Here is a 24608-nt window from a genome sequence, read left to right as displayed (position 1 = left end):
TGAAAAAAGCCAGGGACGCCCCTGGCTTTTTGGTTTGGAGAGCGTTGCTCAGAGGTGTTGCTTGAGCACGGGGGCGAGCGTGGCACGCAGTCGGTCGCCGGGCTCCTCGGTCTCGGTCGCACGGATTTCCAGCGAGCGTTCCACCATGCCTATATGTTCCAGCAGCAGCGCCTTGGCACCCTCGGTGTCGCCGCGTTCCAGGGCGGCCACGATGCGTTCGTGCTCGGCGCAGGACTGGCTGGCGCTGTGCGTGGATTGGTAGAGCGTGGCAGCCAGGGTGGTGCGTGCCGTCAGATCGCGCAGCGTGTCGGCCAGCAGCCTGTGGCCCATCTGTTCGGCCAGGCAGACATGGAAATCCGCAAGCAGAAAGGCACGCGTGGCGCTGTCCGCCCCGGCGATGGCTTTCTGCTCCTGGGCGATATGGCGGCGCAGTCTGGTGATGACGCGCTGCAGCGGCTTGCCGGCTTCCTGCAATATGCCGGTCTCGATGATCCGCCGTGCAGAGAATGCATCCATGGCCTCGGCAGCCGAGGGCTGGACCACGTACCAGCCCCTGCGGGCCTGGACCTGGACAAAGCCGCGAGCCTGCAGCTGCATCAGCGCTTCGCGCACCACGGTGCGGCTGACGTCGAAATTGTTGGCAAGCTCCTGCTCCCCCAACCGCTCCCCGGGTGCCAGTTTCTGGGCCAGGATGGCTTCGACGACGCGTTCCGCGATGTGCTGTGGAGAGGCAGGAGTCATTGCTTGGTTCAGTGGCTGGAGTGAGGGATGGGGACTACGACAGGCGGCACGATAGCAGATGCATGGTCTTCTTCTTCGGTCAGTGGCTCGGCCTTGCCGTCAAGTACCGCATGGGCACGTTCGCGGTCGATGTCTCCCTCCCAGGCAGCAATCGCCACGGTGGCCACGCAGTTGCCGATCAGATTGCCCAGGGCGCGCGCAATGCCCATGAACCAGTCCACCGACAGCACCAGCACCAGGCCGATCGCAGGGATGGCGGGAATGGCATGCAGGGTGGCTGCCAGCACCACGATGGCCGAGCCCGGTACGCCGTGTGCGCCCTTGGAGGTCACCAGCGCGATGGCCAGAATGGTCAGCAGGTCGGACATGCTGATCGGCGTGTTGGTGGCCTGGGCGATGAAGACCGCAGCCAGTGTGATGTAGATGGAAAACGCGTCCAGGTTGAACGAGTAGCCGGTGGGAATCACCAGGCCTACGGTGGAGTCGCGCACACCCATGTTGCGCAGCTTGGCCATGATCTGGGGCAGCACGCTGTCGGAGGAGGTGGTCGCGAAGACGATGGTCAGCTCCTCGCGCAGATAGCGCAGCAGCTTGATCAGGCTGAAGCCCGACAGGCGCATCACCAGACCCAGCACCACGAACACGAAGATCAGCACCGAGACGTAGAACAGCGCCACCAGCATGCCCAGCTGCTTGAGCGAGCCTATGCCGTATTGGCCCACGGTGAAGGCGATGGCGCCCAGCACGCCCAGCGGTGCCAGCTTGATGATGATGCCCATGACCTTGAACAGAGCCATGGACAAGGCGTCCACCAGCGCGGAGACGGGCTTGCCGCGTTCTCCCAGCATGGTCAGCGCGCAGCCGAACAGCACGGCGAACAGCAGTACTTGCAGCACGTCGCCCTTGGCGAAGGCTTCCACCACGGTGGTGGGAATGAGCTTCATCAGGAAATCCACCGTGCCGCCGCTGGTCAGCTTGTCGGCATTGCTGGCATAGGCCGCCATGGCCGAGGCATCGAGCTTGCTGGTGTCCACGTTCATGCCCACGCCGGGCTCGAAGACAAAGGCCAGCACCAGGCCCATACCCAGGGCGATGGTGGTCAGAACCTCGAAATAGATCAGGGCCTTGACGCCCACGCGGCCTACGCGCTTGAGGTCGCCTGCACCGGCAATGCCGTGCACGACCACGCAGAACACCAGTATGGGGATGATCATCTTGATGAGCTTGATGAAGCCATCGCCCAGGGGTTTGAGTTTCACGGCCCATTCAGGGGCCAGTAATCCGGCGAGCACACCCAGTATGAGTGCGATCACCACCTGTCCGAACAGTGATCTGACAAAGCGGCGCATAGTCGTCTTTCGCAAGTTGTGGAATCTTGTATGCAAGTTGTCTGAAACTTGCATACAAGAATGTAGGCAAGCGAAAGGCGTGCCAGCAGAGGGTATTCCTGCAGATTTGTGTAAATTAGGGGAGGATCAGCCCTGACTTTCACGTATGAAATAAAAGGGCGTTCCGCCTTGGTGCGAGAGGGGGGCGCCAGTGTGCACGTGCGTGGTGCGCGGGCTTTGGGCATGCCCAAAGCCAGGGCATGGCGCTTACAGCAGCGGGCTCAGGGCGCCCAGCAGGTTGTCCCAGATGCGCTTCCACCAGGGAGCCGAATGCACCTGTGCCAGCGTCACCACATCGGATTCGTGCAGATAGCTCTGTTGCCGATGCCGGATGGCCTCGGTGATGGCTTCGTCGTGCAGCAATACATTGTTTTCAAAGTTCAGGTCAAAGCTGCGCAGATCGAGATTCGTGGAGCCGATCAGGCTGACCGATCCGTCCAGACACAGGGTCTTGGCATGCAGCAGGCCGGGGCGGAATTCGTGGATATGGACCCCGGCGCTCAGCAGCCGCCAGTAATGGCTGCGGCTGACGGCACCGACTATCCATGAGTCATTGCGGGCGGGCAGGATCAGTGTGACCTGCACCTGGCGCAGCGCGACGGCGCACAAGGCATCTAGCACCGTGCTGTCGGGCACGAAGTAGGGGGTGGAGATCACGACCTCGCGCTGCGCACAGGCCAGCAGGCTGGCAACCAGCTGGGGTGTAGAGCGTGCTCTTTCCGTCGGCCCTTCGGCAATCGCAACGGCATGGAAGCCGTCGTCAGCGGTAGCGCCGGCCTCGGTCTCGGCCTCGGTTGTCGGTGGTGCAAGGCACGCATCGGACTGCGCCCAGTCGCTGGCAAAAGCCTGCTGCATCTGCATGACCACCGGACCCTGCAGGCGCAGCATGATGTCCACCCAGGGGGCATAGCGAGCCTTGATGCGAAAGCCTTCGTCGGCGCAGTTCTGGCTACCGCAATAGTTGATCCTGCCGTCTATGAGCGTGATCTTGCGGTGGTTGCGCAGGTCGATGCGGCTGGTCAGCATGACTTTGAGCAGATTGCTGATGGGCAGGGCAATCGCCAGGTGCACGCCGGCCTGCCGCATCTGCTGCCACAGTGGCGAGCGCGTCAGTGCGCGCGAGCCCAGACCGTCGACCATGGCCCGGCAGGTCACGCCGCGCTGCGCGGCACGCATCAGGGCATGGGCCACATCGGTGCCGGTGCTGTCGTCCAGCCAGATGTAGTGCAGCACATTGATCTCGTGGCGCGCGGCATCCATGTCGGCCAGCATCTGCGCACGGGCATGCGCGCCATCGCGCATGAGCTCGGCCCTGTGGCCGGGCAGCGGTACAAAGCCGTTGATGGACGAGGCATAGCGGAAGGCCGGCAGCCATTGATCGGGAATGGCGGGTCGTGCCTGCGACATGGGGCCGGGTGCGGACGCAAGGGCGCTGCCCCGGGTCTGACAGAACTCGCGCACATTGAGCCTTCTGCGGCCTGGTACACGGCCCAGGGCCACTTCCCCAAACAGGTAGTACAGCAGGCAACTCACATAGGGCAGCAGCACGATGACCATGAGCCAGGCCAGCCGCACATCGGGCCGCATGTCTCTGCGCAGCAGAATGCGCAGGCCGAAGCCGGCAATCAGCAATACATGAAGAGTCAGCAGCAGCCAGGTCATGAATCAGTGCAGCAACGATGGACCTTGTCGAGCATAACGGGCTCAGGCCTGAGCACAAGCTGCCCGTCGTGGTTCTCATGAAACAGGCGCAAAGACCTTGATGGATCAACGCATGCTGCTATCCATCATGAAGCATCGACAGATCGGCATGGCACTGGCATGGAACCTGCTTCCTTTTTTTGTCAAAGCAAACAAGCAGGGGGGAGTGCATGGAAATGGTGCCATTGACTGCCATCGACAAGGCAGATACCGGTTGGGTCATGGTCGCGTCGGCGCTGGTCTTGCTGATGACCTTGCCGGGCATTGCCCTGTTCTATGCGGGGCTGGTGCGGCGCAAGAATGTGGTCAACACCATGGTGGCCGTGTTTGCGGTGGCCTGCGTGGTCACCCTGACCTGGTTCGGCCTGGGCTACTCGCTTGCGTTCACCGCCGAGTCTGCCTGGCTTGGCAATCTGGGACGAGCCTGGTTTGCCTCGCTGCACTTCGATGGCCGGCGCAGCGTGATCTCGGTCAGCCATCTGGCACCGCATCTGCCCGAGGCGGCCTATGCCCTGTTCCAGGCCGCATTCGCCATCATCACCACCTCGCTGATCGTGGGGGCCGTGGTAGAGCGCATGCGCTTTGCGGCCCTGCTGGTGTTTGCCGCGCTGTGGAGCGTGGTGGTCTATGCGCCGGTGGCCCACTGGGTGTGGGAGAGCGGGGGCTGGCTGAACCAGCTCGGTGCACTGGACTTTGCCGGCGGCGCCGTGGTGCATGTGAATGCGGGCGTGGCGGCACTGGTCTGTGCCTTCATGATGGGGCGCAGGCGCGGCTACGGAACCGAGCCATTCGAGCCGCACAGCCTGGGCTGGACGGCCATGGGCACGGCGCTGCTGCTGTTCGGCTGGTTCGGCTTCAACGCGGGATCGGCCCTGTCTGCCGACGGGCGTGCAGCGCTGGCCTTTGTGGTCACTCTCGTGGCGGCAGCGGCTGCCGGTCTGGCATGGATGGTGGTGGAATGGCTGGTTCGCGGCGCTCCGACCTTGCTGGGCCTGCTCTCGGGCATGGTGGGCGGACTGGTGGCCATCACACCGGCTGCCGGCTTTGTGCAGGTGGGCAGTGCGGTGTGGATAGGCTTGATTGCGGGCGCAGTCTGCTTCTGGGGCGCAACCTGGCTCAAGCGCCGTCTCGGGGCCGACGACTCGCTCGATGTGTTCGGCGTGCATGGCGTGGGCGGCATTGCGGGCTCCATTCTCACGGCGGTGTTTGCCGACCCCCTGATTGCGGGCACAGGCGCGACGGTGATGAACCAGTTGATTGCCGTGGCAGCCGTGGCTGCCTACAGCGGCGCAGCCACGGCCGGGGTACTGGTGCTGATCCGTCTGCTGATGCCTTTGCGTGTGGATGCCGTGCAGGAAATGGAGGGCCTGGATATCAGTCTGCATCTGGAGCGTCAGCACTAGTGATCCATCAAAGACAGGAGCGGTGTATGGAGGACAGCGATCGAGTGGCGGTGGCCGCACATCTGCATGTGGTGCTGCGGCGCAGGACGGGCCGGGTGACCGATACCGAATGGATGGCCTGCAACCAGGCCTATGCACAGGCCATGGTGGCTTTTGCGCTGGAGCATGCGCGAGAGCAACAGGACGAGGAGCTGGCGCGCCTGGCCCGGCGTCTGCAGGACAGCTGGAGCGGCGACAAGCCCCGGCATGCAGTGCCTGCCGAGACTGCGCAGAGCGACAGCTCGGTCACCACCAAGGCCGCCGAGATACTGCGCACCTCGGCACGCTATATCGGCGGGCTGCGCTGAGGCACAAGCAGGACCTGAGGCCGGGACGGCACCGGCGCTCAGGCCGATGCCGGCAACGAGCCCGGTCTATGGCTTTTTCAGCTCGGCGATATAGGCTTCGCGAGCCTTGATGCCAGCAGCAGTGAAATCGGTGAACACGCCGTCAATGCCCAGGCGGTAGTAAGCGAGGTATTCCTGTGCAGGGTCACCCTTGAAGATGCCAGCCAGGCGGCTGGCCTCGCTGCGGAAGGTAAAGCTGTGCACCACCAGTCCTGCCTTGTGCGCATTGGCGATCAGGCCCGTGTCCTTCAAGGTGTTCACATCCTTGAGGCCTGCTCCGTCCTTGTAGGGAACGACGGAATGGGCCAGCACCTGGGGTTTCCAGGGGCCGATGCCGTCGGCATAGGTCTTGATCTCGGCCAGGCCTGCCGGTGTCTGCATGACCGCGAAGGTGCGCGCATCGCCTGCCAGCGTCCAGCTATAGGGGCGGCCGCTGATGAAGGTCCATTCGTCGCTGGTGATGTAGCCGACCGAGCCATCCCTGAAGTTGTAGTCATTGCCATCGATCAGCTGCACGCCCTTGGCCTTCATGCCCGCCTTGCGCAGATACTTCAGGCTGTCGGGGTCGAAGCTCTGGATGTAGATGGGCGCGTCCTTGCGGTTGAGCTGGTTCTTCTCGAGCAGCGCCATCACGGCATCCTCGAACGGATGCTCGCCCGTGCCGCAGCTGTTGGCGATGGCCTGCTGGTTGTTCCAGTAAGGGTTCTTGGTCTCGGCGTAGACGGCAATCGTGCGGCCTGCCGCCTTGCCCTTGGCGAGCGCGATATCGATCACATCCTGTGCGCTGATCAGCGGCAACTTGCCATTCCATTCCGTGGGGCGGTCGGCACGGTTGTCCAGTATGGTGCCGCCCAGCAGCGTGCGCAGCTCATGCAGGGTGAAGTCCGAGATGGACCAGTCGCCGGTGTGGTCCTCGCCATCGACGACCAGGGCCTGAAGCACGGATTTCTGGTTGTTGGGATCGATACGGTCGCTCAGATAGCGGGCCGGCCCGTTGTCGGGTGTCGCGGGGTATTTCACATCGACCCATACCCCGGGCGTGGTGCGCTTGCGCGCGGCCACATAGGAATTGCTCTTGGCAACGTCGGCGATGTTGGTGCTGTCGCTCAGCCAGGCGTTGTGGCGTGCCACCAGCTGGCAGTCGCGCGTCATGTGCATGTCGAGCTCGATCATGTCGGCGCCCGCATCAATGGCTTTTTCATAGGCCATCTGGGTCTGCTCGGGGTACAGACCCGAGTAGCCGCGGTGGGCGATGACCTGGGGCTGCTTGCCGTCCAGCGTCAGAAACTGCGGCGCAGGCGCTGGTGTCGGGCCGTCTCCGCCGCCACAGGCGCTCAGGGCAAAGGCTGCAAGCAAGGTCAGAGCAAAGACGGGGTGGCGGGTATGGGGCATGGGTTCAGGCATGGATGGAGATCGCCTCATGCTTGCGCTTGTTGATGACGGTTGTGTGACCGTGCCCTCGGAGCATGTCACGCTCCGAAGCACAAGGCTGCCGGGGCGGCAGCCTTGTGCGGGGTGCGGCAGTTACAGTCCCAGCTTCCTGGCGACGTAATCGGCATCTTTGTCGCCGCGACCCGAGAGGTTGACCAGAATATGCTGGTCCTTGCCGAGCCCCGGCGCTTCGCGCATGGCCCAGGCCACGGCGTGCGCACTTTCCAGCGCCGGGATGATGCCCTCCACACGCGACAGCGTCATGAAGGCATTCAGGCATTCCTTGTCGTCCACGGACTGGTAGTCCACGCGGCCTATATCCTTGAGATAGCTGTGCTGCGGGCCCACGCCGGGGTAGTCCAGGCCCGAGGCAATGCTGTGCACGGCGGCCGGCGTGCCGTCGGCGTTCTCCAGCACATAGCACTTCATGCCGTGAATCTCGCCGGGCTTGCCAACCGACAGCGTGGCGGCATGGCGACCGGGCTTGTCCACGCCCTCGCCGGCAGGTTCCACGCCCACCAGATGCACGGACTCGTCACCCAGGAAGGCCGTGAAGATGCCCATGGCATTGCTGCCCCCGCCCACGCAGGCGGCCACATGGTCGGGCAGCTTGCCGTGCCGGGTCTGGAACTGTTCGCGTGCCTCACGACCGACGATGGACTGGAAGTCCCGCACCATCATGGGAAAGGGGTGGGGTCCGACCACCGAGCCAATCGCGTAAATGGTGTTGACGGGGTCCTGCAGATAGACCTCGAAGGCGCTGTCCACTGCCTCCTTCAGCGTGGCCGCGCCACGCGTGACTGGCACCAGATTGCAGCCCAGGATGCGCATCTTGGTGACGTTGGGGTGCTCCTTCTCGATATCCACCTGGCCCATGTGAATCTCGCAGGTAATGCCCACCAGCGCACAGGCCGTGGCCAGGGCCACGCCATGCTGGCCGGCACCGGTCTCGGCAATGACTTTTTTCTTGCCCATGAATTTGGCCAGCAGTGCCTCGCCCAGGCAGTGGTTGATCTTGTGAGCCCCCGTGTGATTCAGATCCTCACGCTTGAGATGGATCTGCGCGCCGCCCAGTTGATCGGACAGGCGCCTGGCGTGAAAGATGGGGCTGGGCCGGCCCACATAGTCGGCAAACAGCGCGGCCAGCTCGTCCTGGAAGTCCTGGCGTTTGACGATCTCCTCGTAGGCCGCGGCAATCTCGTCCATGCATCGCTTGAGCTCTGGCGGCACGAGCTGGCCGCCGTAGGGGCCGAAGAAGCCTTGCGCATCGGGCATGGCCTGGGGGTTCTGGGTCATGACTTGTCTCCTTGGTGTGTGGTGCAGCAAAGCTGCATTCATAGCACACGGCGGGCTCAAGTCGCTTGCAGGCAAGTCCGGATGGAATCAGCACAGAAATGAACGCAGCCCTCAATATGAAAGCGCTGACAGCTATTGTTTTGATATTGGCAGGCAACCTGCTCCTGCTCTGAAACACAATAGCGACATGAAAGCCAGCTCAGCCCGCGATATTGTCTTTGCCCATGCCCTGGAAACCGCAGCTCCGCACGAGGCGCTGCCCACGACCGAGCGCTGCACTGCCATCACGCAAGAGTGCCTGCACGCCCAGGGCAAGGCCAAGGGCGGCGGCCGTGCAGCGTTCGAGAGTTTTCTGCAGGAGCGGGCACAACGCGTGATTGCTGCAGCGCAGCTGCCTGCCGACATACGCGCCGTGGCCCGGCAGCGCGCCGGTATTTCACGCTGGTTGGTGCTGGCCGTGATGACAGCGGCATTTGCGCTGGGCTTTGCGGGTCATGCGATCACGGACCCGCATCGTGTGGATCTGCTCTCCGCCTCCTTGATCGGTATCGTGCTGTGGAATCTGCTGGTCTATGTGCTGTTGCTGCTGTCCTGGCTGCGCAGTCTTGTTCGGCGCAGGCAAACAGTGATTGCACCGCTGGAGCCTGAGCCGGGTCAGGGCGCTGCGGCACAGCGGCCCGTGGCTGCACCCGGTGGCTGGCTGCAAAAGCTGCAGACGAAAAGGTGGAGTGTTTCGCGCGGCACCGGGCTGCGCAAGATGGCGCTGAACTTCGAGCGCAACTGGTGGCAGGTCAACCAGAGACCGCGCCATGCGCAATGGCTTGTGTGTCTGCATCTGGGTGCGGCAATGCTGGCACTGGGTGCGCTGGCATCACTATGGCTCACCGGCCTCACCAAGGCTTATCAAGTGGGGTGGGAGAGCACTTTCCTCTCGCCTTCTGCCGTGCAGACCTGTCTGAACATGCTGTTTGCGCCGGTGCAGCATCTGCTGGGCCAAGCACCGTGGAGTCTGGCGCAGATCCAGGCACTGCAGGGCTGGTCGGCCGGCGATGCCGCAGATGCGGGGCCGCGCTGGGTGCAGCTCTACAGCTGGTTGCTGGGATTGATGGTGGTGGCGCCGCGTCTGCTGCTGGCGCTGTGGCAGGGTGCCAGGGTCTGGTGGTTGAGCCAGCATCTGACATTGCCGCTGCAGCAGCCCTATTTCCAGAAGCTGCAGCGTGACTGGGCGGGGCGTGCAACGGCGCTGCTGGTGCAGCCCTACAGCCTGGACATCACGCCCGAGCGCGAAGCCGCCCTGCGCAGCCATGTGGTGCAGAGCTACGGCGCTGGTGCGCAGCTTGCGTTGCTGCCGGTGCTGGCCTATGGATCGCCCTTGCCGGACGCTTCGGCTGTTGACGCACAGCAGGTGCTGTTGCTCAATCTGGCTGCCACGCCCGAGGCGGAAATTCATGGCGTGCTGCTGGCGCAGGTATTGAACCGCTGGGGCGCGCATACCGATGTGTGGCTATGGGCGGCGGACTTTCGTGCGCGCAACAGCGGTGCCCCGGCGCGAGTGCAGGAGCGCGAGCAGCTGTGGCGGGAATTTGTGCGCGGCGCGGGCCTGAACGCGACCCTGGTGCCAGGCGCAGGAGTGCGATGATGAGTGAGAGCAACGAGCTGGTTTCGATTGACAGCAGCATTCAGTGGTGTCTTTTGTCGCACACCAATATCGGCAAGACCACGCTGACCCGTACGCTGATGGCCGACGATGTCGGCGAGATTGACGATGCCGCACATGTGACCACTCAGTCACAGCGCTATCTGCTTCAGAAAACGCAGCAGGGCGATGAGCTGTGGCTTTGGGATACACCGGGCTTCGGCGACTCGGTGCGGCTTTATGAACGCCTGCGGCAGCAGGGCAATCCGCTGGGCTGGTTTCTCAGCAATGTCTGGGATCGCTGGCGCGACAGGCCTTTCTATCTGAGTCAGCGTGCCTTGCTCGCTGCGCGCGATCATGCGGATGTGATGCTCTACCTCGTCAACGCGGCTGAAGACCCGGCCGATGCAGGCTACTGGAGCGCCGAGATGAACATTCTGGCCTGGATGAACAAGCCGGTCATCGTGCTTCTCAACCAGATTGGCAGCGACACCACGGCAGAGCAGACACAGGAAGATTTGCGGCGCTGGCAGCAGGCGACGCAGAGCTTTCAAAGCGTGGTGCGCGATGTGCTGGTGCTGGATGCCTTCACGCGCAGCTGGTGGCATGAGCGCAAGATGATGCAAAGCATTGCGCCTTTGCTGCCTCAGTCCAAACAGTCTGCCTATCAGCGCCTGCTGGCACAGCGCGCTTTGCTGCAGCAGCAGCGCGAGCAGGCGAGCCTGGGGGTCATGGCAGATCAGCTGATAGCTGCGGCAGGTCTGCATGAAAAGCTTGATCCCGAGCAAGGCAAACTGCTGGCGCGAGCCTGGCAAAGCCTGAGCCAGCTCACCGCCAAATTGGGTAAATCGGCAGAGGGTGAAGAGCGGCTCGGAGCCCAGGCCAAGGCAGCCGTTCAGCGGCTGATGCAGGCTTTGCGTCAGGCCGATGTGCAGGCCACCCAGCGCTTGCTCGAGATTCATGGACTCGACGGTCAGGCGGCCAGTCAGATACAGGAGCAATTGCGCAGCCAGCTTCAGATCACCACGCCGGTCGATGCGCAGGCAGCCAGCTTGTGGGGGGCGTTGACTGCCGGTGCAGCCACAGGATTGGGGGCCGATCTGATGGCAGGAGGTTTGACGCTGGGTGCCGGTGCCCTGGTGGGGGCGCTGCTGGGGGCCATCACCTTTGGGGGCGCGGCTTGGGGCGCGAACAAGATGTTCGACCAGGAGCAGCAGAGCTTTCAACTCTCGACCGACTATCTGAACGCAGCAGCTGCTCAGGTATTGCTCAAGTACCTGCTGATCTCGCATTTCGGCCGTGGTCGCGGTCGCTACACCAGCCCTGCGGCGCCCAGTCAATGGAGTGAGCTGGCCCAAGGCACGGTGCAGACGCATGCCGCGCAATGGGCGGCACTCTGGGCGCAGCTGCGCGAAGCACATGCCGCAGGAGCGGCTACCGATGCGCAGAGAGTCGCCATGATGGAGCTGCTCTCGCAAAGCCTGCAGCAGATCATGGCCGACCTCTATCCGGGGCTGAATGCAGAGTGCGGTGTCAGAGACGGGGAAAGCGCACGGTAAAAAGCGCGCCGCCACGCTCGGAGACGCCCGTGCTGACGGTGCCGCCCTGCGAGGTCACCAGAGCCTTGACGATGGACAGGCCCAGACCCGAGCCTTCTCTGCGACGCTTGCCGGGAGTCTGGGCAAAGCGCTGGAAGGGGTGGGCTAGAACTTCGTCAGCAAGGCCGGGCCCCGCATCGCCCACTTCCAGGGTCACCCATGACTGGTTCTGGTGGTCGGAGGTTGTATGCACCCGGATGCTCAGCCAGTGGCCGCTGCTGGCATGACGCAGCACGTTGCTGATGAGGTTGGTGGTGATCTGGCGCAAGCGATCGACGTCGGCTTTGATATCGGTGCTGCCATCGCCGTCCTGCATGGGCAGATCCAGTGACAGCGCCATGTCCAGCTTTTGCAACTGTGGGTGCAAGTCCTCGACGACATCACCGACCAGTGCGGCGAGGTCTATGCGTTCCTTGCGCAGAGACAGCTGTCCGGCGTCGGCCATGGACAGGGTGTGCAGATCGCCGACCAGCCGTCCCAGATGCTCGACCTGGGCCAGCAGCGTCTTCATCTCGGCCTGGCTGGAGTCGATGACGCCGTCGCAGATCGCATGCAGTCTTGCCTGCAGCACCGTCAATGGGGTGCGCAGCTCGTGGGAGATGGAGGCGGCCGTGGCCAGACGCTCTGCTTCCAGCGTCTCCAGCGAATCAACCATGCCGTTGAAGGCATCGATCATCTCGGCCATCTCGCCATGGGCATTGCCCTTGACGGCTCTGGAGGCCAGATCGCCACGCTCCACGCGCGCAGCCACTTCCACCATGGAGGCCAGCGGACTGGTGATGCGTCGCGAAATCCAGAAGCCCACGGCCATGCCGAAAGGCAGGCTGACAGCCAGGCCGATGACCAGCGACCATTTCTCGCCAAACAGGCGGTCGCCTTCCCAGTACTCGGAGTAGATCTGCAGGGCTCTGGGGCTGTCCTCCAGATCCTGGGACTTCAGCGCCTCCAGCTCGGTTCTGACGGGACTTGGCAGGTGGCGGTAGAACTCGCGGTACTGCAGCTCGGAAAACGCCAGCACGCCAATGGCCAGGGAGGCAATGGCCAGCAGCACGGCCGCCGTGATCCACAGACCAAAGCGGACCCAGATGCGGTTCAGTCCCAGGGCCATAGACGATAGCCAATACCGCGCACGGTCTCGATCAGCCCGTCCTGGCCGGCCAGTTGCAGCTTGCGGCGCAGTTTGGATAGGTGGGAGTCGATCACCCGCTCCAGCGCATCGCTTTCCGGCAGGCAGTTCTCAATCAGGTAGGCACGTGAAAAGCAGCGGCGTGGCTGGGCCGCCAGGCAGGCCAGCAGACGGAACTCCGTGAGCGTCAGCGCCAGAGGCACGGCCTGGCCCGCATCGTCATAGACGGCTGCACTATGGGCTTCCACGTCGATCTCTATGGGGCCGACGCGTATGGGCGCGGCCACCGGCGCAGGCTTGGCCTGGGTGCGGCGCAGCACGGCACGCACCCGGGCCACCACCTCGGGAGGGTTGAAAGGCTTGACCACATAGTCGTCCGCCCCAAGGCGCAGTGCCAGCAGCTTGTCCACATCGTCTGCCAGGGCCGTCACCATGATGACGGGGACATCGCTGTCATTGCGGATCATGCGCAGCACATCCACTCCATCGACCTTGGGCAGATGAATGTCTAGCAGCACCAGGTCCGGGCGCAGCTGGCGAAAGCTCTGCAGGGCTTCCTCGCCGTCTTGCGCCATGCGAATGCGCAGGCCGTCGCGCTCCAGATAGGCGCTGAGAACGCCGGCAATTCCGGGTTCGTCTTCGACTACAAGCACCATGGGCGTGGAAGCGGGTTGCGTAAAAGTAGTCATGGTTTTGTGTGCAGCAAAGTCATGCATCTGCTGGACTCCCTGAAACTTGTTATCTGCACATTATGTGCGTTGCCGCTGCAATAGCCGAATGGCGGAGGCTCTCCATAATTCCTACATAAACCCTGCAATCTGGCGAAAGCTTGCTGCCGTTCAATGGCGAGGATGGAAAGCTGTCTCTGCTTTCTGCAGCTTCCCCGGGGTACAACCTAAAGCTTGAGCCAACTGCGCTGTGATATTTCCCTCTCACGTCTCGCGTCTTCGCATGGGCAGTCTGTGTCTGTGTGTCTTGTCGTTGCTGGCAGGCTGTGCTGCGCCCGAGGCAGTCAAGCTGGACCGAACCACGCCACCCCAATGGCAGCAGCAGGAGTCGGCTCAAAAGTCGGACCCCGCGGAGCTGGCTCAATGGTGGCGTGCCTGGAATGACCCTGCTCTCAATGCGCTGGTCGACGAGGCGCTGGCCCAGAATCTTGATGTGGCTCAGGCCGTGCTGCGTCTGCGTCAGCAGCGCTTGCTGGCGGGTACGGCAGATGCGGCTTTTCGCCCCATAGTCAGCACCGGAGCGCGGACTCTACAGGATATTGCGGCAGTTGATACTTACTTCCATGCCAGCATTGATGTGAGCTGGGATCTTGGTCTGTTTGGTGACTCCGCCGCGGCGCGCCGTGCAGGCGCGGCCGGCGTGCTGGATGCGCAAGCCCAGCTGCATGCAGCGCGGGTGGCGCTGGTGGCCGATGTGGTGCACCGTTATCTCGATATCCGGCTGGCCCAGGTGCAGCGCAGCCTGGTCGAGAGGCAATTGCAGCAGGCGCAGCGACAGCTGCAGCTCTTGCAGATTCGGCATGAGCAGAGACTGACAGATGCCCAGTCTCTGGAGCAGCAACAGCTGCAGCTGCGCACCGCAGAGTCTCAGCTGTCCACCCTGAACGAAGCCCAGGCGCGTGCTGCCCATGCGCTGGCTGCCCTGCTGGGACGTGAGCGCGCCGAGCCGCAGTGGCTGCAGCCCAGGACGGATGCCGCGTTGCCCGCAATGCAGGCGCTTGCCGTACTGCCGGCAGACCTGCTGCGCAACCGCCCCGATATTCAAAGTGCCGAGGCTGCGGTGGAGCAGGCTGCGGCCGAGGTCGGCGTGTCGCGCGCGGCGCTCTATCCGCGGTTGACCCTGACGGGGTCCTTGCTGTATGCATACAACCTGACGCGCAATCACCGCACGACCTCGGACTCCATTCCCATGGTCGGTCCGCAGATCGACATTCCGCTCTTTGACTGGGGTCGCCGCCGTGCCGTGGCAGACGGCAAGGAGCTGGCGCTGCAGGCCAGCATCAAGGCATACCGCCAGGCCGTGCTCAATGGCATTGCCGAGGCCGAAACTGCCCTGGCAGCGGTTGCCGCCCAGCAGCAAAGGCAGCAGCAGCTGCAGTCCCAGCAGCAGATTCATGCCGGGCGCGAGAAGGCTCAGGCAGTGCGCCAGCAACTGGGCCTGTCCAGCGAGCTTGCGGGCATCGATAGCGCCCGCGCCAGCCTGCAAAACCAGAGCGAGCTGGCAACCGCCAGGGCTGCCGAGGCGCTGGCCTATGTGGCTCTCTACAAGGCAGTGGGTGCTGCCCCTGTCGATGCCGCGCTTGTTACCCGGACCACAGAGGCTCAGCCATGATTGCCCTGGCGCGCAAGACGCTGATCCATGAGTGGAGACGCTTTGTCCCTTCGGTGTTCGCCGTGGGCTTTTCGGGCGTTCTGCTGGCCATGCAGGCCGCCTTGGTGCTGGGCATCTTCGGCTCTGCCGCGATCTACGTGACGGCTTCTTCGGCCGATCTCTGGGTGGGCTATCCGGGCACGCAAAGCGTGAACTTCGGGCGCAATATCGGTAGCGATGTGGAGATGCGTCTGCGCATGGACCCCGATGTGGCGGCCGTGGAATCCTATGTCTGGGTCGATGGCGACTGGCGCGCGCGCGCCGGTGCCCAGGGCGCGACCGGAGGCGGAGTCTCGGTCTATCTTTCGGGCGTCAGCACTGCGGACAACTCCATGATGTTCACCAAGGTGCTCACCTCCTGGCAGCGACAGCTGCTGCGCGAGCCCGGTGCCGTGATTGTGGACAGGGCGGACCTGGGGACTCTGGGCGCGCAGGAAGGCAGCACGGCCTGGATCAACAACCATGCGGTCAAGATCGTGGCTGCCGTAGACGGCTTGCGCGGCCTGGGCGGTGTCAACGTGATCGCCTCGCTCAGCACGGCCCGCGAAATTGCAGAAACCAGTGCCGAGCATGGCAGCACCTATTTCGTGGCGCGCCTCAAGCAAGGAGCCAAGGCCGGCGAGGCACAGGCGAGATTGAGCCAGTCCAGCAGCAGCTTCGGCCCGTACGAGGTCTGGACGGCGGATGCCTTTGCGCGCCGCTCTCAGCGTTACTGGATGCTCGATACCGGAGCCGGTGCCGGCGTGCTCTTCATGGCTGTCATCGTCTGCCTGGTGGGCGCCATCGTGACCAGCCAGTCGCTCAAGGCGGTGGTGGCAGGGTCCGCCCGCGAGTATGCGGTGCTCAATGCTCTGGGCGTGAGCCGAGCGGCACTGGGCCGTGTGGTGGTCGAGCAGGCCTGCTGGATTGGCGGCCTGGGCTTTGTGCTGGCGGCACTGGCCAGTGCGGTGCTGCTCAGCATTGCATCCAGCTACCGCGTCCCTGTTGCCCTCAATCTGTCAGCGGTACTTGCGTGCGGCTTTCTGGTGGCCGTGCTGTCGCTGCTGTCGGGTTTGGGCGCCATGCGCAGCTTGCTGCGTGCCGACCCGGCAACCCTGTTGCGTTAAGGCCTGAAACATGCAAGCCGAGACCATGGAACGCATCAAAAATTCTGCTGCAGTCAAGGATGCAGCGCCCAGCCTCGAGGCTGTGCGTCTCGACAAATCCTTTGTGTCGGGCATCGTCCAGGTGCATGTGCTGCAAGGACTGTCCGTCAGCCTGTATGCGGGGGAGTTGAGCCTGATCTCTGGCCCTTCGGGCTGCGGAAAAAGCACGCTGCTGTCGCTGATGTCGGGACTGCAAAAGCCCGATGCCGGTCACGCGATCGCATTGGGCGAGGACCTGGCCAAGCTCGGCACGGCGGCGCTGGAGAAATTTCGTCTGCGTCATACGGGTTTTGTCTTCCAGGGCTTCAATCTGTTTCCGGCCTTGACGGCACTGGAGCAGGTGCAGCTGCCGCTTGGCTATATGGGCCTCAAGAACGCCGAGACATTGCGCCGTGCCAAGGAGGCTCTCGATGAAGTGGGGCTCTCGCACCGCAGTCATATGCGCCCGGCCCAGCTGTCGGGCGGCGAGAAGCAGCGTGTGGCCATCGCACGTGCCATGGCCAAGCAGCCTCGCCTGCTGTTCGCCGACGAGCCCACCAGTGCGCTGGACGCCGAGAGCGGCCAGCGTGTCATTGATTTGCTGCACCGTGCAGCGCGCACGCACGGCACCACGGTGCTCTGCGTCAGCCATGATCCGCGCCTGGTGCGCCACGCCGATCGTGTGCTGGGCATGGAAGACGGCGCCATTCGCAGCGACTGGCGCCAGAACAGCCCCATCAAGGAATAAACATGAACCCAAGCCCATTTCGTCTCAGCATTGTGTCGGGCGCGCCGCTGCTGGCGGCTGCCGTGCTGATGCTGGGCGGGTGCTCTCCGTCTCAGGACGCAGCCTCCGTGATCACGCCGGCCGCAGCCCAGATCAAGCCTCAAAGCCAGGTAGCCGTTGCGCGGGGCAAGATCGATGTAGAAGGCGGTCTGCTCGATCTCTCGTCTGCCGCATCGGGCGTGGTGCAGCAATTGCTGGTCAAGGAAGGCCAGAGCGTGCAGAAAGGCCAGCCAGTGCTGCGTCTAGCCGACGATGCGGCGCGCGCCGATCTGGCGGTGGCGGAGTCCGAGCTGCAGCTGGCACAGACCAAACTCAAGACGCGCCAGAATCGCCTGCCCGCGCTCAAGGCCACGCTGACGCGCTGGCAGTCCGCTGCCAAACAGGGGGCAGCGGACCTGCAGAGCGTGGACGAAGCCGTGCAGGCCCTGCGTGATGCGCAGTCCGAAGTGGATATTGCGGCTGCAGAAGTCACGGTCGCCAAGCGCAAGGCCGAGCAGTTGCGGGCCCTGCTGCAGCGCCACGAGCTGCGTGCGCCCGAGGCCGCAGTCGTGGTGCGTCTGCAGGCTCAGGGCGGCAGCATGCTGCAAAGCGGCAGTCCGGTGGCGGTGCTGCTGCCCAAGCGCCCCTTTATCGTGCGTGCCGAAGTCAACGAAAGCTTTGTGACGGCGATTCGCGAGGGCATGAAGGCCCTGGTGACGGTGGACGCAGACGGCAGCGCTGCCCGCCAGGAGTTTCCTGCTGCGACCGTGTTGCGCATCAGTCCCGTCTATGGAGCGGCCAAGCTGCAGGACGACGCGCAGCGCGGCCCGGTAAGGGTTGTGGAATGCGTGCTGGCATTTGACCAGCCGCCCGCCAATGTCAAGGTCGGTCAGAACGTGAGGGTCAGTTTCCATGAATAAGCGCATTCAGATTTTCCCGTCGCCTGCAGGTACCGCTACGGCCGGCTGGATGGTGCAAAGCGATTTCGACGGCACCATCAGCCTGCTGGACGTGACCGATACCCTGCTCAATCGCTTTGGCAAGCCGGGCTGGGAGGAACTGGAAGACGCCTGGGAGCGCGGCGATATCGGCTCGCGCGAATGCATGAAGGGGCAGGTGGCCCTGCTGGACATGAGCGAGGTCGAGCTGCAGAACCATCTGGACAGCATCGAGATCGACGAGCACTTTGCCGGCTTCGTGGCCGAGGCCAGGCTGCATGGCATCAAGGTGCAGGTCGTCAGCGACGGCATTGACTATGCGATTCGCCATGTGCTCGCACGCCATGGCCTCGGGGATCTGGAAGTGATCGCCAACCATCTGGTGCAGACGGGCGAGCGTAGCTGGCGACTGGATTCGCCCTGGGCCAGCAATCGCTGCACACGGGCCAGCGGCAACTGCAAGTGCGAGCGCCTGGCCGAGCAGCAGGCCGTTCATGGGCGGGTGCTCTATATCGGCGACAGTACGTCGGACTTCTGCGTTTCCGGCAAGGCGGATTTCGTGCTGGCCAAGTACAAGCTCATCGACTATTGCGAGAGCCAGGGGATTGCCCACGCGCGCTTCGAGCATTTTGCGCAGGCCACCCAACTGCTGGAGCAGGTCCTGCTCGGCATGGAGCAGATTGCATGAATGCGGCCGATGGATTGGGGCTGCTGCAGCAGCCGGATTTGCAGCAGCTGTGCGTGACGCCGCATGAGTTCGTCATGCCCGGCGAAGGCCGCAATGCCCGCACGGGCGTGCTGTTGATCCATGGCCTGACCGGCACGCCCGCCGAGATGCGCCTGCTCGCTAAAGGTCTGAACAAGCAGGGCTTCACGGTCTACGGGGTGCAGCTGGCAGGACATTGCGGCAGCATGGAAGACTTGGTGGCTGCCCGCTGGACGGACTGGCTGGCAAGTGTGGAGTCGGGCCTGCAGCGCTTTTCGCTGCATGTGGACCATGTGGTGGTCGGCGGTCTTTCCATGGGGGCGCTGCTGTCGCTGGCCGTGGCCGAGCGCCATCCCGACAAGGTTGCGGGCGTCTGCGCGCTGTCCACCACCTTCCGTTATGACGGCTGGAGCATCCCTGCCTATACCAAGCTGGCGTTCCTGCTGCCGCTATTCCGCCTGCTGGGCATTGGCCGCAACAGCGTCTTCATGGAGGCGCCACCCTACGGCATCAAGGACGAGGCCTTGCGCGCGCGCGTGGTCGAGCAGATGAACAGCGGCGACAGCTCTGCCGCAGGCCTGCCCGGCAATCCCTGGTGGAGCGTCATCGAGCTGCGCGCCCTGTCCGCGAATGTGCAGGCCGGACTGGCGCAGCTGCGCTCGCCCTGTCTGGTCATTCACGCCCGGGAAGACGATATTTCCTCGGTCAGCAATGCCCACGATATCCAGCGCGGCGCGGTCAACGCCCATGTCGACCTGGTGCTGCTGGACAATTGCTATCACATGATCACCATCGACCGCGAGCGCCGCACCGTGATTGCCAAGCTCAACGAGTTCATCGCGCGCATCGCCAGCTCGGCAGCGCCTGCCAGGGGTGCGAATGGGTAGTGATCTCTCGCCCCTGGTGGTGACGCTGTGGATACTCAATGTGCTGGTGGACAGCGGGGGACAGCTGGCTTTCAAGGCCGCGGCCAGCGAGCCGGGGCATCGCAATGGCACGGAGCGCTGGCGCTTCATGCTGGCCAGGCCCTGGCTGTGGGTGGGCATTGCCTGCTATGTGGCGGAGTTTCTGGTCTGGCTGGCATTTCTGTCGCTGGTGCCGCTGTCGGACGGGGTGCTGCTGGGCTCGATCAACATCGTCGCCATCATGATTCTGGGCCGGGTGCTGTTTCGCGAAAAGCTCGCGCCCATGCGCGTAGCCGGCATCGTGCTGGTGTCCGTAGGCGTGGCCATCGTTGGATTGCACTGAGGGCCGTCGGCTATGAAGCGTTTTTACATTGTCGGCTTTCTGGTACTCATGGCCTTTGACACGCTGGCGCAGCTCAGCTTCAAGCAGGCCGGTGATTCCGCACTGCCGCTGGAGTTCTCCACCGGCTGGCTGCTGCGCGTGTTCAGCCAGCCCTGGATCTACGGTGCATTCGTTGGCTACATCGGTGCCTTTTTCACCTGGATGAGCCTGCTCAAGCACGCTCCCATCGGCCCGGCATTCGCGGCCTCGCATCTGGAGATCATCTCGGTGCTGGCGATCTCGTACTGGCTGTTCAACGAGCCCATTGGCTGGCCGCAGATCATTGGCTGTCTGTTCATCGTGGCCGGCATCATGTGCCTGGCGGTGAGCGAGAAGCCAGAGGCCGAGCAGGCCGCCTGACATGCGCCAGCCCACGGTGCCGCCAACGGCCGGCCTGCCACTGCAGCTCGGCGACCTCTGGCCTTCGGGTGCGGGCAGCCTGGCAGGACAGCTGGCTGCCTGGCTGGGCGTGGAGGCCGTGCAACTCGAATGCTCGGGGACCTCGGCCCTGATGGTGGCGCTGCGCAGCCTGCAGGCCCTCAGTCCTGGGCGCAGCGAGATCGTTGCACCGGCCTATACCTGTCCGCTGGTGGCGCTGGCGATTGCGCAGTGCGGGCTGCAACTGCGCCTGTGCGATTTGCGCGCCGATACGCTGGACATGGACCCGGTCTGCCTGCAGCGCCTGTGCAGCGACCGGACGCTGGCCGTGCTGCCCACGCATCTGTGCGGGCGTGTGGCCGATGTGGACGCCGCCCTGCAATGCGCGCGCGCCGTGGGCGCCTATGTGATCGAGGATGCCGCCCAGGCGCTGGGAGCGCGCAGCGGCGGAGCTTCGGTGGGCCTCAAAGGCGATATCGGCTTTTTCAGCCTGGCCGTCGGCAAGGGGTTGAGCACCTTTGAAGGTGGCGTGCTGATGGCGCGCGAGCCTTCCATGCGTGCTGCGCTGAGCGCAGCCGGCGCCGCCACCCGGTTCAGCCTGTGGTGGGAGCTGCGCCGCAGCATCGAGCTGCTGGGCTACGCCATGCTCTACCGGCCCTCGGGTCTGCGCATGGCCTATGGCAGGCCGCTGGAGAAATCATTGTCGCGGGGTGACTGGGTAGAGGCCGCAGGCGATGACTTCGACGATCTCATTCCCCAGCACAGTCTGGGGCGCTGGCGCCAGAGCGTGGGGGCCAGGGCATTGCGGCGGCTGGAGGCGTTTCAGCAGCAAGCATCCGGACAGGCTCGCCTGCGCATCGCTCAGTTGCAGGCTTGCGGGCTGGACGTGGTGCAGGATGCCGTGCCCCGGGCGCAGGGCGTGTGGCCGGTGATCCTGCTGCGCATGCCGAGCCAGCAGGCCAGGGATGCCGTGCTGCGCGCGCATTGGGGCGGTGGCTGTGGTCTGTCTCTGCCCTTTGTCCATGTGCTGCCCGACTATGGCCGCTACGACCATGTACTGGGTGCTGCACGTGACGATGCGGTCAGCCAGGCGCGCGACTGGGCGCAGCGCTTGCTGGCCATCAGCAATAGCCCATGGCTGGATGACGAGCGCTTTGCGGATTTGCTGGACACGCTGGCAGCACGCTGATACGCCTACGCCTGCAATCTGTCTGCAATAACGATATAGAAATCCATTCGTTCTGTTTTCGCCGGCTCGTTTCTACACTGAACTTGAACGGACTGCATGGCCTGTTGCCCCGCAGATCAAGGCACAAGGAGTGGTGAAAATGGGAGTAGGAAAACGCTCAAGGCAAGCGCTGTCAAGCGCGGCGGGGGCCTGCCAGCACGATGTGGATGTTCTGGTTATCGGCGCTGGGCCAGCAGGGGCATGGGCTGCCATCAGCGCAGCCAGCCAGGGGGCGAACGTGCTGCTGGTCGACAAGGGATATTGCGGAACATCGGGCGCAACTGCACCTTCGGGCTGCGGCGTTTGGCATGTCGACAATACCGGGGATTTGCGTGAGAAAGCCAAAGCCAGTCGTTACACCATGGGCGGCATGCTGGCCGAGCAGGCATGGATGGATCGGGTGCTGGAGCAGACCTGGAACAACATCGAGCTGTTGACTGAATGGGGCTACCCGTTTCCTGTCGATGTGGAGGGCAAGCTGCGGCGCAACTCCCTGCAAGGCCCTGAATATATGCGTTTGATGCGCAAGCAGGTCAAGGCTGCCGGCGTACGTATTCTTGACCATAGCCCGGCGCTGGAATTGCTCGTGGATGACGCTGGCACGGTATGCGGCGCAACAGGTGTGCGCAGGCAAGCCGAAGATACCTGGGTTGTGCGTGCAAGTGCAACCATCATTGCCACCGGTGGCTGCGCTTTCCTTAGCCGCGCGCTGGGCTGCAATGTGCTGACCGGTGATGGATACCTGATGGCCGCCGAGGTGGGGGCACAGCTCTCGGGCATGGAATTCTCCAATGCCTATGGGCTGGGGCCGGCGTTCTCTTCGGTCACCAAGTCACTGTTCTACAACTGGGCCAGTTTTTACTATGCAGACGGCTCGCTGATCGATGGTGCAGGGTCTTCGCGCGGGCGCAGCATCATTGCGCAGACGTTGCAAACACAGCCTGTTTTTGCGCGCTTGGATAAAGCCGATGCGAGCATTCAGGCATGGATGCGCACGGCACAGCCCAACTTCTTTGTCTCGTTTGACCGCAAAGGCATCAACCCTTTTCATGAAATGTTCCCGGTCAGCTTGCGGCTGGAAGGAACGGTGCGTGGCACTGGCGGTCTGAATGTGGTGGATGCCGACTGTGCAACCTCCGTGGCCGGGCTGTACGCTGCAGGCGATGCAGCAACGCGCGAGCTGATCTGTGGTGGCTTTACCGGGGGCGGCAGTCATAACGCAGCCTGGGCGCTCTCTTCGGGATTCTGGGCTGGTGCCGGCGCTGCGCGCTTTGCCTTGCATAACCCGATGAAAAAACGGCAGCTTTACCGCGCAGGCAGTCCAGGTCTTGAGGAGCAGGGTCAAGCTCGGCTGGACAGCAGTCAGCTGATTCAAGCGGTACAGGCCGAAGTCTTCCCGTACGAGCGCAACTGGAATCGCCAATCCGATGAGTTGCAGCAGTCTCTGCAGAACCTTGATGCCTTGTGGCTGCGCCTGCGTACTGGTGTGCAGTTCCAGTCCATCGAAGAGCGCCTGCGCCTGAGGGAGGCAACAGCCATGCTGGCTACCTCGCGATGGATGTACCGGAGTGCCTTGCAGCGTACCGAAACCCGGGGCATGCATCGCCGTCGCGATCATCAAGAACTGGACCCAGGCCAGAGACATCGATTGATTTCTGGCGGCCTTGATGAAGTCTGGGTGCGTCGTCAGCGGGTCAAAGAATTGCCGTCTTCCGAAGGAGTGCTCGCATGATCGAAATCATCAGCTCAGAGCGTTGCACCGGCTGCAATATCTGCGTCCATGCCTGTCCTACCAATGTGTTCGACATGGTCAAAGGGCAGGCTCCGCGCATTGTCCGGCAAAGCGATTGCCAGACTTGCTTTATGTGCGAGCTGTATTGCCCTGAGGACGCCTTGTATGTTGCCCCGGTGGCAGATGCTGCTGCCCATGTGGACGAGCTTTCGCCTGCCACGCAAGCTTTGCTGGGCAGCTATCGCGCCTCCGTTGGTTGGGGCAAAGGTCGCCAATCTACCGCGGCACTGGATGCCAGCTACGAGCTGCTGGCGCGTGCGCATTAGAAATTTTGTCATCCATGTCAGAACATGAAATCCGTTTGTCGGAAGCAGGCTCTTGTGCCGCTTTCAATCGTCGTCAATGGCTGCTTGGCGCTTTGGCGGCAAGCATTCCCATGCTGGGTGAAGCGCAGTCTCAAAGCGCGGCGCAGACCTTGCGTATCGGCTATATCGGTCCTGGAAAGAAGCCTGCTTATGCCACGGGCTGGGCGCTGCAGCAGGGCATCTTGCAGCGAGAACTGAGCACGTTGGGCTTCTCCCAGGTCGTGACCCGTGTGTTTCCCAATGGACCGGACTTGAACGAAGCATTCATTGCCGACCATCTGGATATCGGCATCTATGGCGACACACCCGCAGTGGTCGCTCATGCGCAAGGCTTTCAAGGTAAGTTGCTGGGTTTTGATTGCGTGGGCATGAACACCTGGCTGCTGACGCCCAAGGCTGGCATCAAGACGGTGGAGGAGCTCAAGGGCAAAGTCGTTGGCGTGGCTCTGGGCTCATACATGCACCGCTTTGTGCTGGGCCTGCTCAGGCAGCATGGTTTGAGCGGCAGGGTCAAGGTGGTGCATATGCTGCCGCGCGACGGCGCACCGGCGCTGGAGCGTGGGGATGTGGCTGCGTTTGCCGCACCTATCAATATGGGGCCGTTGCTGGCGCAGCAAGGCTTTCCGGTTCTGGCAGAGGCTGCGCAGTATCCGACGCTGCTGGGCACATCGGTCATTGTGATTTCTCCCAAACTGCTTGCGAGGTTGCCGCAATTTCCTGCTACCTGGGGTCGCGCACGCAGCATTGCCCTGGGGGAGATTCGTAGCGACAGCGCAGCGTATCTGGCGTTTCATGCCGAGGCCAGCGGTTTCCCGGTGCCTGCGGTCAAAGCCTCTGTGGCATTGAGTAATCTGCCCGCTCAGGCCTATCCGGAGCAAGGCTTGCATTTGATCTCCGAGGCCAAACGCTTCCTGCTCAATGAAAAGCTGGTGCGCAAGGATTTTTCCGTTGAGCGCTGGAAGATTCCCGGGTTTTCATGAGCTTTTCTTCTGACAAGAT

23 protein-coding genes are annotated in these 24608 nt (G+C 63.3%); 16 read left to right on the top strand and 7 right to left on the bottom strand.

The features are described from left to right. Positions 1–48 precede the first annotated feature (48 nt). The 3 genes from ACWGXF_RS05295 to cls all read right to left on the bottom strand — a co-directional run bounded on the left by ACWGXF_RS05295 (position 49) and on the right by cls (position 3791). A complete protein-coding gene (locus ACWGXF_RS05295) occupies positions 49–741 on the bottom strand; it encodes a GntR family transcriptional regulator (protein ID WP_012836626.1) in 693 nt (230 codons plus the stop codon). Positions 742–749: 8 nt separating this feature from the next. Continuing rightward, positions 750–2090 carry a C4-dicarboxylate transporter DctA gene (locus tag ACWGXF_RS05290; protein WP_003069580.1) on the bottom strand — a complete coding sequence of 447 codons (1341 nt, stop codon included), beginning with the start codon at positions 2088–2090 and terminating at the stop codon, positions 750–752. A 246-nt stretch (positions 2091–2336) separates the two neighbouring features. Continuing rightward, positions 2337–3791 carry a cardiolipin synthase gene (cls, locus tag ACWGXF_RS05285; RefSeq protein ID WP_452101742.1) on the bottom strand — a complete coding sequence of 485 codons (1455 nt, stop codon included), beginning with the start codon at positions 3789–3791 and terminating at the stop codon, positions 2337–2339. A gap of 209 nt (positions 3792–4000) precedes the next feature. Here cls and ACWGXF_RS05280 point away from each other — a divergent pair, with 209 nt between their 5' ends. After that, positions 4001–5233: an ammonium transporter gene (locus tag ACWGXF_RS05280; RefSeq protein ID WP_087864040.1), complete on the top strand. Its 1233-nt coding sequence runs from the start codon at positions 4001–4003 to the stop codon at positions 5231–5233. 26 nt (positions 5234–5259) lie between these two features. Further along, the gene (locus ACWGXF_RS05275; RefSeq protein WP_057094265.1) at positions 5260–5580 is read left to right on the top strand and encodes a hypothetical protein; all 321 of its coding nucleotides are present in this window, start codon (positions 5260–5262) and stop codon (positions 5578–5580) included. A gap of 66 nt (positions 5581–5646) precedes the next feature. Here the strand turns inward: ACWGXF_RS05275 and ACWGXF_RS05270 are convergent, their stop codons facing one another. Beyond that, positions 5647–7023, bottom strand: a complete 1377-nt coding sequence (locus tag ACWGXF_RS05270) for a glycerophosphodiester phosphodiesterase family protein (RefSeq protein ID WP_452101741.1) — start codon at positions 7021–7023, stop codon at positions 5647–5649. 120 nt (positions 7024–7143) lie between these two features. Beyond that, complete coding sequence (gene trpB / locus ACWGXF_RS05265) at positions 7144–8346, bottom strand: tryptophan synthase subunit beta (protein WP_452101740.1); 1203 nt, start codon at positions 8344–8346, stop codon at positions 7144–7146. A 187-nt stretch (positions 8347–8533) separates the two neighbouring features. Between trpB and ACWGXF_RS05260 the strand changes: the two genes are divergently transcribed. Together ACWGXF_RS05260 and ACWGXF_RS05255 are read left to right on the top strand one after the other, a co-directional pair. Further along, complete coding sequence (locus ACWGXF_RS05260; protein ID WP_256629472.1) at positions 8534–9985, top strand: DUF2868 domain-containing protein; 1452 nt, start codon at positions 8534–8536, stop codon at positions 9983–9985. Further along, positions 9982–11541: a DUF3482 domain-containing protein gene (locus ACWGXF_RS05255; RefSeq protein WP_440588469.1), complete on the top strand. Its 1560-nt coding sequence runs from the start codon at positions 9982–9984 to the stop codon at positions 11539–11541. Before ACWGXF_RS05260 ends, ACWGXF_RS05255 begins: the two co-directional genes overlap by 4 nt. Here ACWGXF_RS05255 and ACWGXF_RS05250 read toward each other — a convergent pair. Both ACWGXF_RS05250 and ACWGXF_RS05245 read right to left on the bottom strand, forming a co-directional pair. Beyond that, positions 11516–12688: a sensor histidine kinase gene (locus tag ACWGXF_RS05250; protein ID WP_256629475.1), complete on the bottom strand. Its 1173-nt coding sequence runs from the start codon at positions 12686–12688 to the stop codon at positions 11516–11518. The genes ACWGXF_RS05255 and ACWGXF_RS05250 overlap by 26 nt on opposite strands. Continuing rightward, positions 12673–13422, bottom strand: coding sequence for a response regulator (locus ACWGXF_RS05245; RefSeq protein WP_003069560.1), 750 nt, complete (start codon positions 13420–13422; stop codon positions 12673–12675). The genes ACWGXF_RS05250 and ACWGXF_RS05245 overlap by 16 nt, the downstream gene beginning before the upstream one ends. Before the next feature lie 235 nt (positions 13423–13657). Here ACWGXF_RS05245 and ACWGXF_RS05240 point away from each other — a divergent pair, with 235 nt between their 5' ends. From ACWGXF_RS05240 to ACWGXF_RS05185, 12 genes are all read left to right on the top strand, one after another. Further along, positions 13658–15046 carry an efflux transporter outer membrane subunit gene (locus ACWGXF_RS05240; RefSeq protein WP_256629478.1) on the top strand — a complete coding sequence of 463 codons (1389 nt, stop codon included), beginning with the start codon at positions 13658–13660 and terminating at the stop codon, positions 15044–15046. After that, on the top strand, positions 15043–16191 hold the full coding sequence (locus ACWGXF_RS05235; protein WP_003069558.1) for an ABC transporter permease: 1149 nt from the start codon (positions 15043–15045) through the stop codon (positions 16189–16191). The genes ACWGXF_RS05240 and ACWGXF_RS05235 overlap by 4 nt, the downstream gene beginning before the upstream one ends. Positions 16192–16201: 10 nt before the next feature. After that, entirely contained in the window at positions 16202–16957 is a 756-nt protein-coding gene (locus ACWGXF_RS05230) for an ABC transporter ATP-binding protein (protein WP_012836637.1), read from the top strand. 2 nt (positions 16958–16959) lie between these two features. Continuing rightward, complete coding sequence (locus tag ACWGXF_RS05225; RefSeq protein WP_003069556.1) at positions 16960–17895, top strand: HlyD family secretion protein; 936 nt, start codon at positions 16960–16962, stop codon at positions 17893–17895. After that, positions 17888–18601 (top strand): MtnX-like HAD-IB family phosphatase, encoded by a 714-nt coding sequence (locus ACWGXF_RS05220; RefSeq protein ID WP_041743859.1) that lies wholly within the window; start codon positions 17888–17890, stop codon positions 18599–18601. The genes ACWGXF_RS05225 and ACWGXF_RS05220 overlap by 8 nt, the downstream gene beginning before the upstream one ends. Beyond that, on the top strand, positions 18598–19506 hold the full coding sequence (locus ACWGXF_RS05215) for an alpha/beta hydrolase (protein WP_003069554.1): 909 nt from the start codon (positions 18598–18600) through the stop codon (positions 19504–19506). The genes ACWGXF_RS05220 and ACWGXF_RS05215 overlap by 4 nt, the downstream gene beginning before the upstream one ends. After that, complete coding sequence (locus ACWGXF_RS05210) at positions 19499–19867, top strand: DMT family transporter (RefSeq protein ID WP_003069552.1); 369 nt, start codon at positions 19499–19501, stop codon at positions 19865–19867. Before ACWGXF_RS05215 ends, ACWGXF_RS05210 begins: the two co-directional genes overlap by 8 nt. Positions 19868–19879: 12 nt before the next feature. Beyond that, a complete protein-coding gene (locus ACWGXF_RS05205) occupies positions 19880–20266 on the top strand; it encodes a DMT family transporter (RefSeq protein ID WP_003069549.1) in 387 nt (128 codons plus the stop codon). Position 20267: 1 nt separating this feature from the next. Further along, positions 20268–21473 (top strand): DegT/DnrJ/EryC1/StrS family aminotransferase, encoded by a 1206-nt coding sequence (locus ACWGXF_RS05200; protein ID WP_256629487.1) that lies wholly within the window; start codon positions 20268–20270, stop codon positions 21471–21473. 139 nt (positions 21474–21612) lie between these two features. Then, positions 21613–23244 (top strand): FAD-dependent oxidoreductase, encoded by a 1632-nt coding sequence (locus tag ACWGXF_RS05195; RefSeq protein WP_452101739.1) that lies wholly within the window; start codon positions 21613–21615, stop codon positions 23242–23244. Then, a complete protein-coding gene (locus ACWGXF_RS05190; protein ID WP_256629491.1) occupies positions 23241–23570 on the top strand; it encodes a 4Fe-4S dicluster domain-containing protein in 330 nt (109 codons plus the stop codon). Before ACWGXF_RS05195 ends, ACWGXF_RS05190 begins: the two co-directional genes overlap by 4 nt. A 14-nt stretch (positions 23571–23584) precedes the next feature. Further along, entirely contained in the window at positions 23585–24589 is a 1005-nt protein-coding gene (locus tag ACWGXF_RS05185) for an ABC transporter substrate-binding protein (RefSeq protein ID WP_452101738.1), read from the top strand. The last annotated feature ends 19 nt before the right edge of the window (positions 24590–24608 follow it).

The organism is Comamonas sp. HJ-2 (assembly GCF_053615495.1).
The sequence above is the reverse complement of the archived record's forward strand: the minus strand, read 5'-3'. Positions and strand labels throughout refer to the sequence as shown.

Bases quoted from the DNA above. Each gene is read 5' to 3' on its own strand.
- ACWGXF_RS05295 (WP_012836626.1), bottom strand. From the start codon at position 741: ATGACTCCTGCCTCTCCACAGCACATCGCGGAACGCGTCGTCGAAGCC.
- ACWGXF_RS05290 (WP_003069580.1), bottom strand. From the start codon at position 2,090: ATGCGCCGCTTTGTCAGATCACTGTTCGGACAGGTGGTGATCGCACTC.
- cls (WP_452101742.1), bottom strand. From the start codon at position 3,791: ATGACCTGGCTGCTGCTGACTCTTCATGTATTGCTGATTGCCGGCTTC.
- ACWGXF_RS05280 (WP_087864040.1), top strand. From the start codon at position 4,001: ATGGAAATGGTGCCATTGACTGCCATCGACAAGGCAGATACCGGTTGG.
- ACWGXF_RS05275 (WP_057094265.1), top strand. From the start codon at position 5,260: ATGGAGGACAGCGATCGAGTGGCGGTGGCCGCACATCTGCATGTGGTG.
- ACWGXF_RS05270 (WP_452101741.1), bottom strand. From the start codon at position 7,023: ATGCCTGAACCCATGCCCCATACCCGCCACCCCGTCTTTGCTCTGACC.
- trpB (WP_452101740.1), bottom strand. From the start codon at position 8,346: ATGACCCAGAACCCCCAGGCCATGCCCGATGCGCAAGGCTTCTTCGGC.
- ACWGXF_RS05260 (WP_256629472.1), top strand. From the start codon at position 8,534: ATGAAAGCCAGCTCAGCCCGCGATATTGTCTTTGCCCATGCCCTGGAA.
- ACWGXF_RS05255 (WP_440588469.1), top strand. From the start codon at position 9,982: ATGATGAGTGAGAGCAACGAGCTGGTTTCGATTGACAGCAGCATTCAG.
- ACWGXF_RS05250 (WP_256629475.1), bottom strand. From the start codon at position 12,688: ATGGCCCTGGGACTGAACCGCATCTGGGTCCGCTTTGGTCTGTGGATC.
- ACWGXF_RS05245 (WP_003069560.1), bottom strand. From the start codon at position 13,422: ATGCATGACTTTGCTGCACACAAAACCATGACTACTTTTACGCAACCC.
- ACWGXF_RS05240 (WP_256629478.1), top strand. From the start codon at position 13,658: ATGGGCAGTCTGTGTCTGTGTGTCTTGTCGTTGCTGGCAGGCTGTGCT.
- ACWGXF_RS05235 (WP_003069558.1), top strand. From the start codon at position 15,043: ATGATTGCCCTGGCGCGCAAGACGCTGATCCATGAGTGGAGACGCTTT.
- ACWGXF_RS05230 (WP_012836637.1), top strand. From the start codon at position 16,202: ATGCAAGCCGAGACCATGGAACGCATCAAAAATTCTGCTGCAGTCAAG.
- ACWGXF_RS05225 (WP_003069556.1), top strand. From the start codon at position 16,960: ATGAACCCAAGCCCATTTCGTCTCAGCATTGTGTCGGGCGCGCCGCTG.
- ACWGXF_RS05220 (WP_041743859.1), top strand. From the start codon at position 17,888: ATGAATAAGCGCATTCAGATTTTCCCGTCGCCTGCAGGTACCGCTACG.
- ACWGXF_RS05215 (WP_003069554.1), top strand. From the start codon at position 18,598: ATGAATGCGGCCGATGGATTGGGGCTGCTGCAGCAGCCGGATTTGCAG.
- ACWGXF_RS05210 (WP_003069552.1), top strand. From the start codon at position 19,499: ATGGGTAGTGATCTCTCGCCCCTGGTGGTGACGCTGTGGATACTCAAT.
- ACWGXF_RS05205 (WP_003069549.1), top strand. From the start codon at position 19,880: ATGAAGCGTTTTTACATTGTCGGCTTTCTGGTACTCATGGCCTTTGAC.
- ACWGXF_RS05200 (WP_256629487.1), top strand. From the start codon at position 20,268: ATGCGCCAGCCCACGGTGCCGCCAACGGCCGGCCTGCCACTGCAGCTC.
- ACWGXF_RS05195 (WP_452101739.1), top strand. From the start codon at position 21,613: ATGGGAGTAGGAAAACGCTCAAGGCAAGCGCTGTCAAGCGCGGCGGGG.
- ACWGXF_RS05190 (WP_256629491.1), top strand. From the start codon at position 23,241: ATGATCGAAATCATCAGCTCAGAGCGTTGCACCGGCTGCAATATCTGC.
- ACWGXF_RS05185 (WP_452101738.1), top strand. From the start codon at position 23,585: ATGTCAGAACATGAAATCCGTTTGTCGGAAGCAGGCTCTTGTGCCGCT.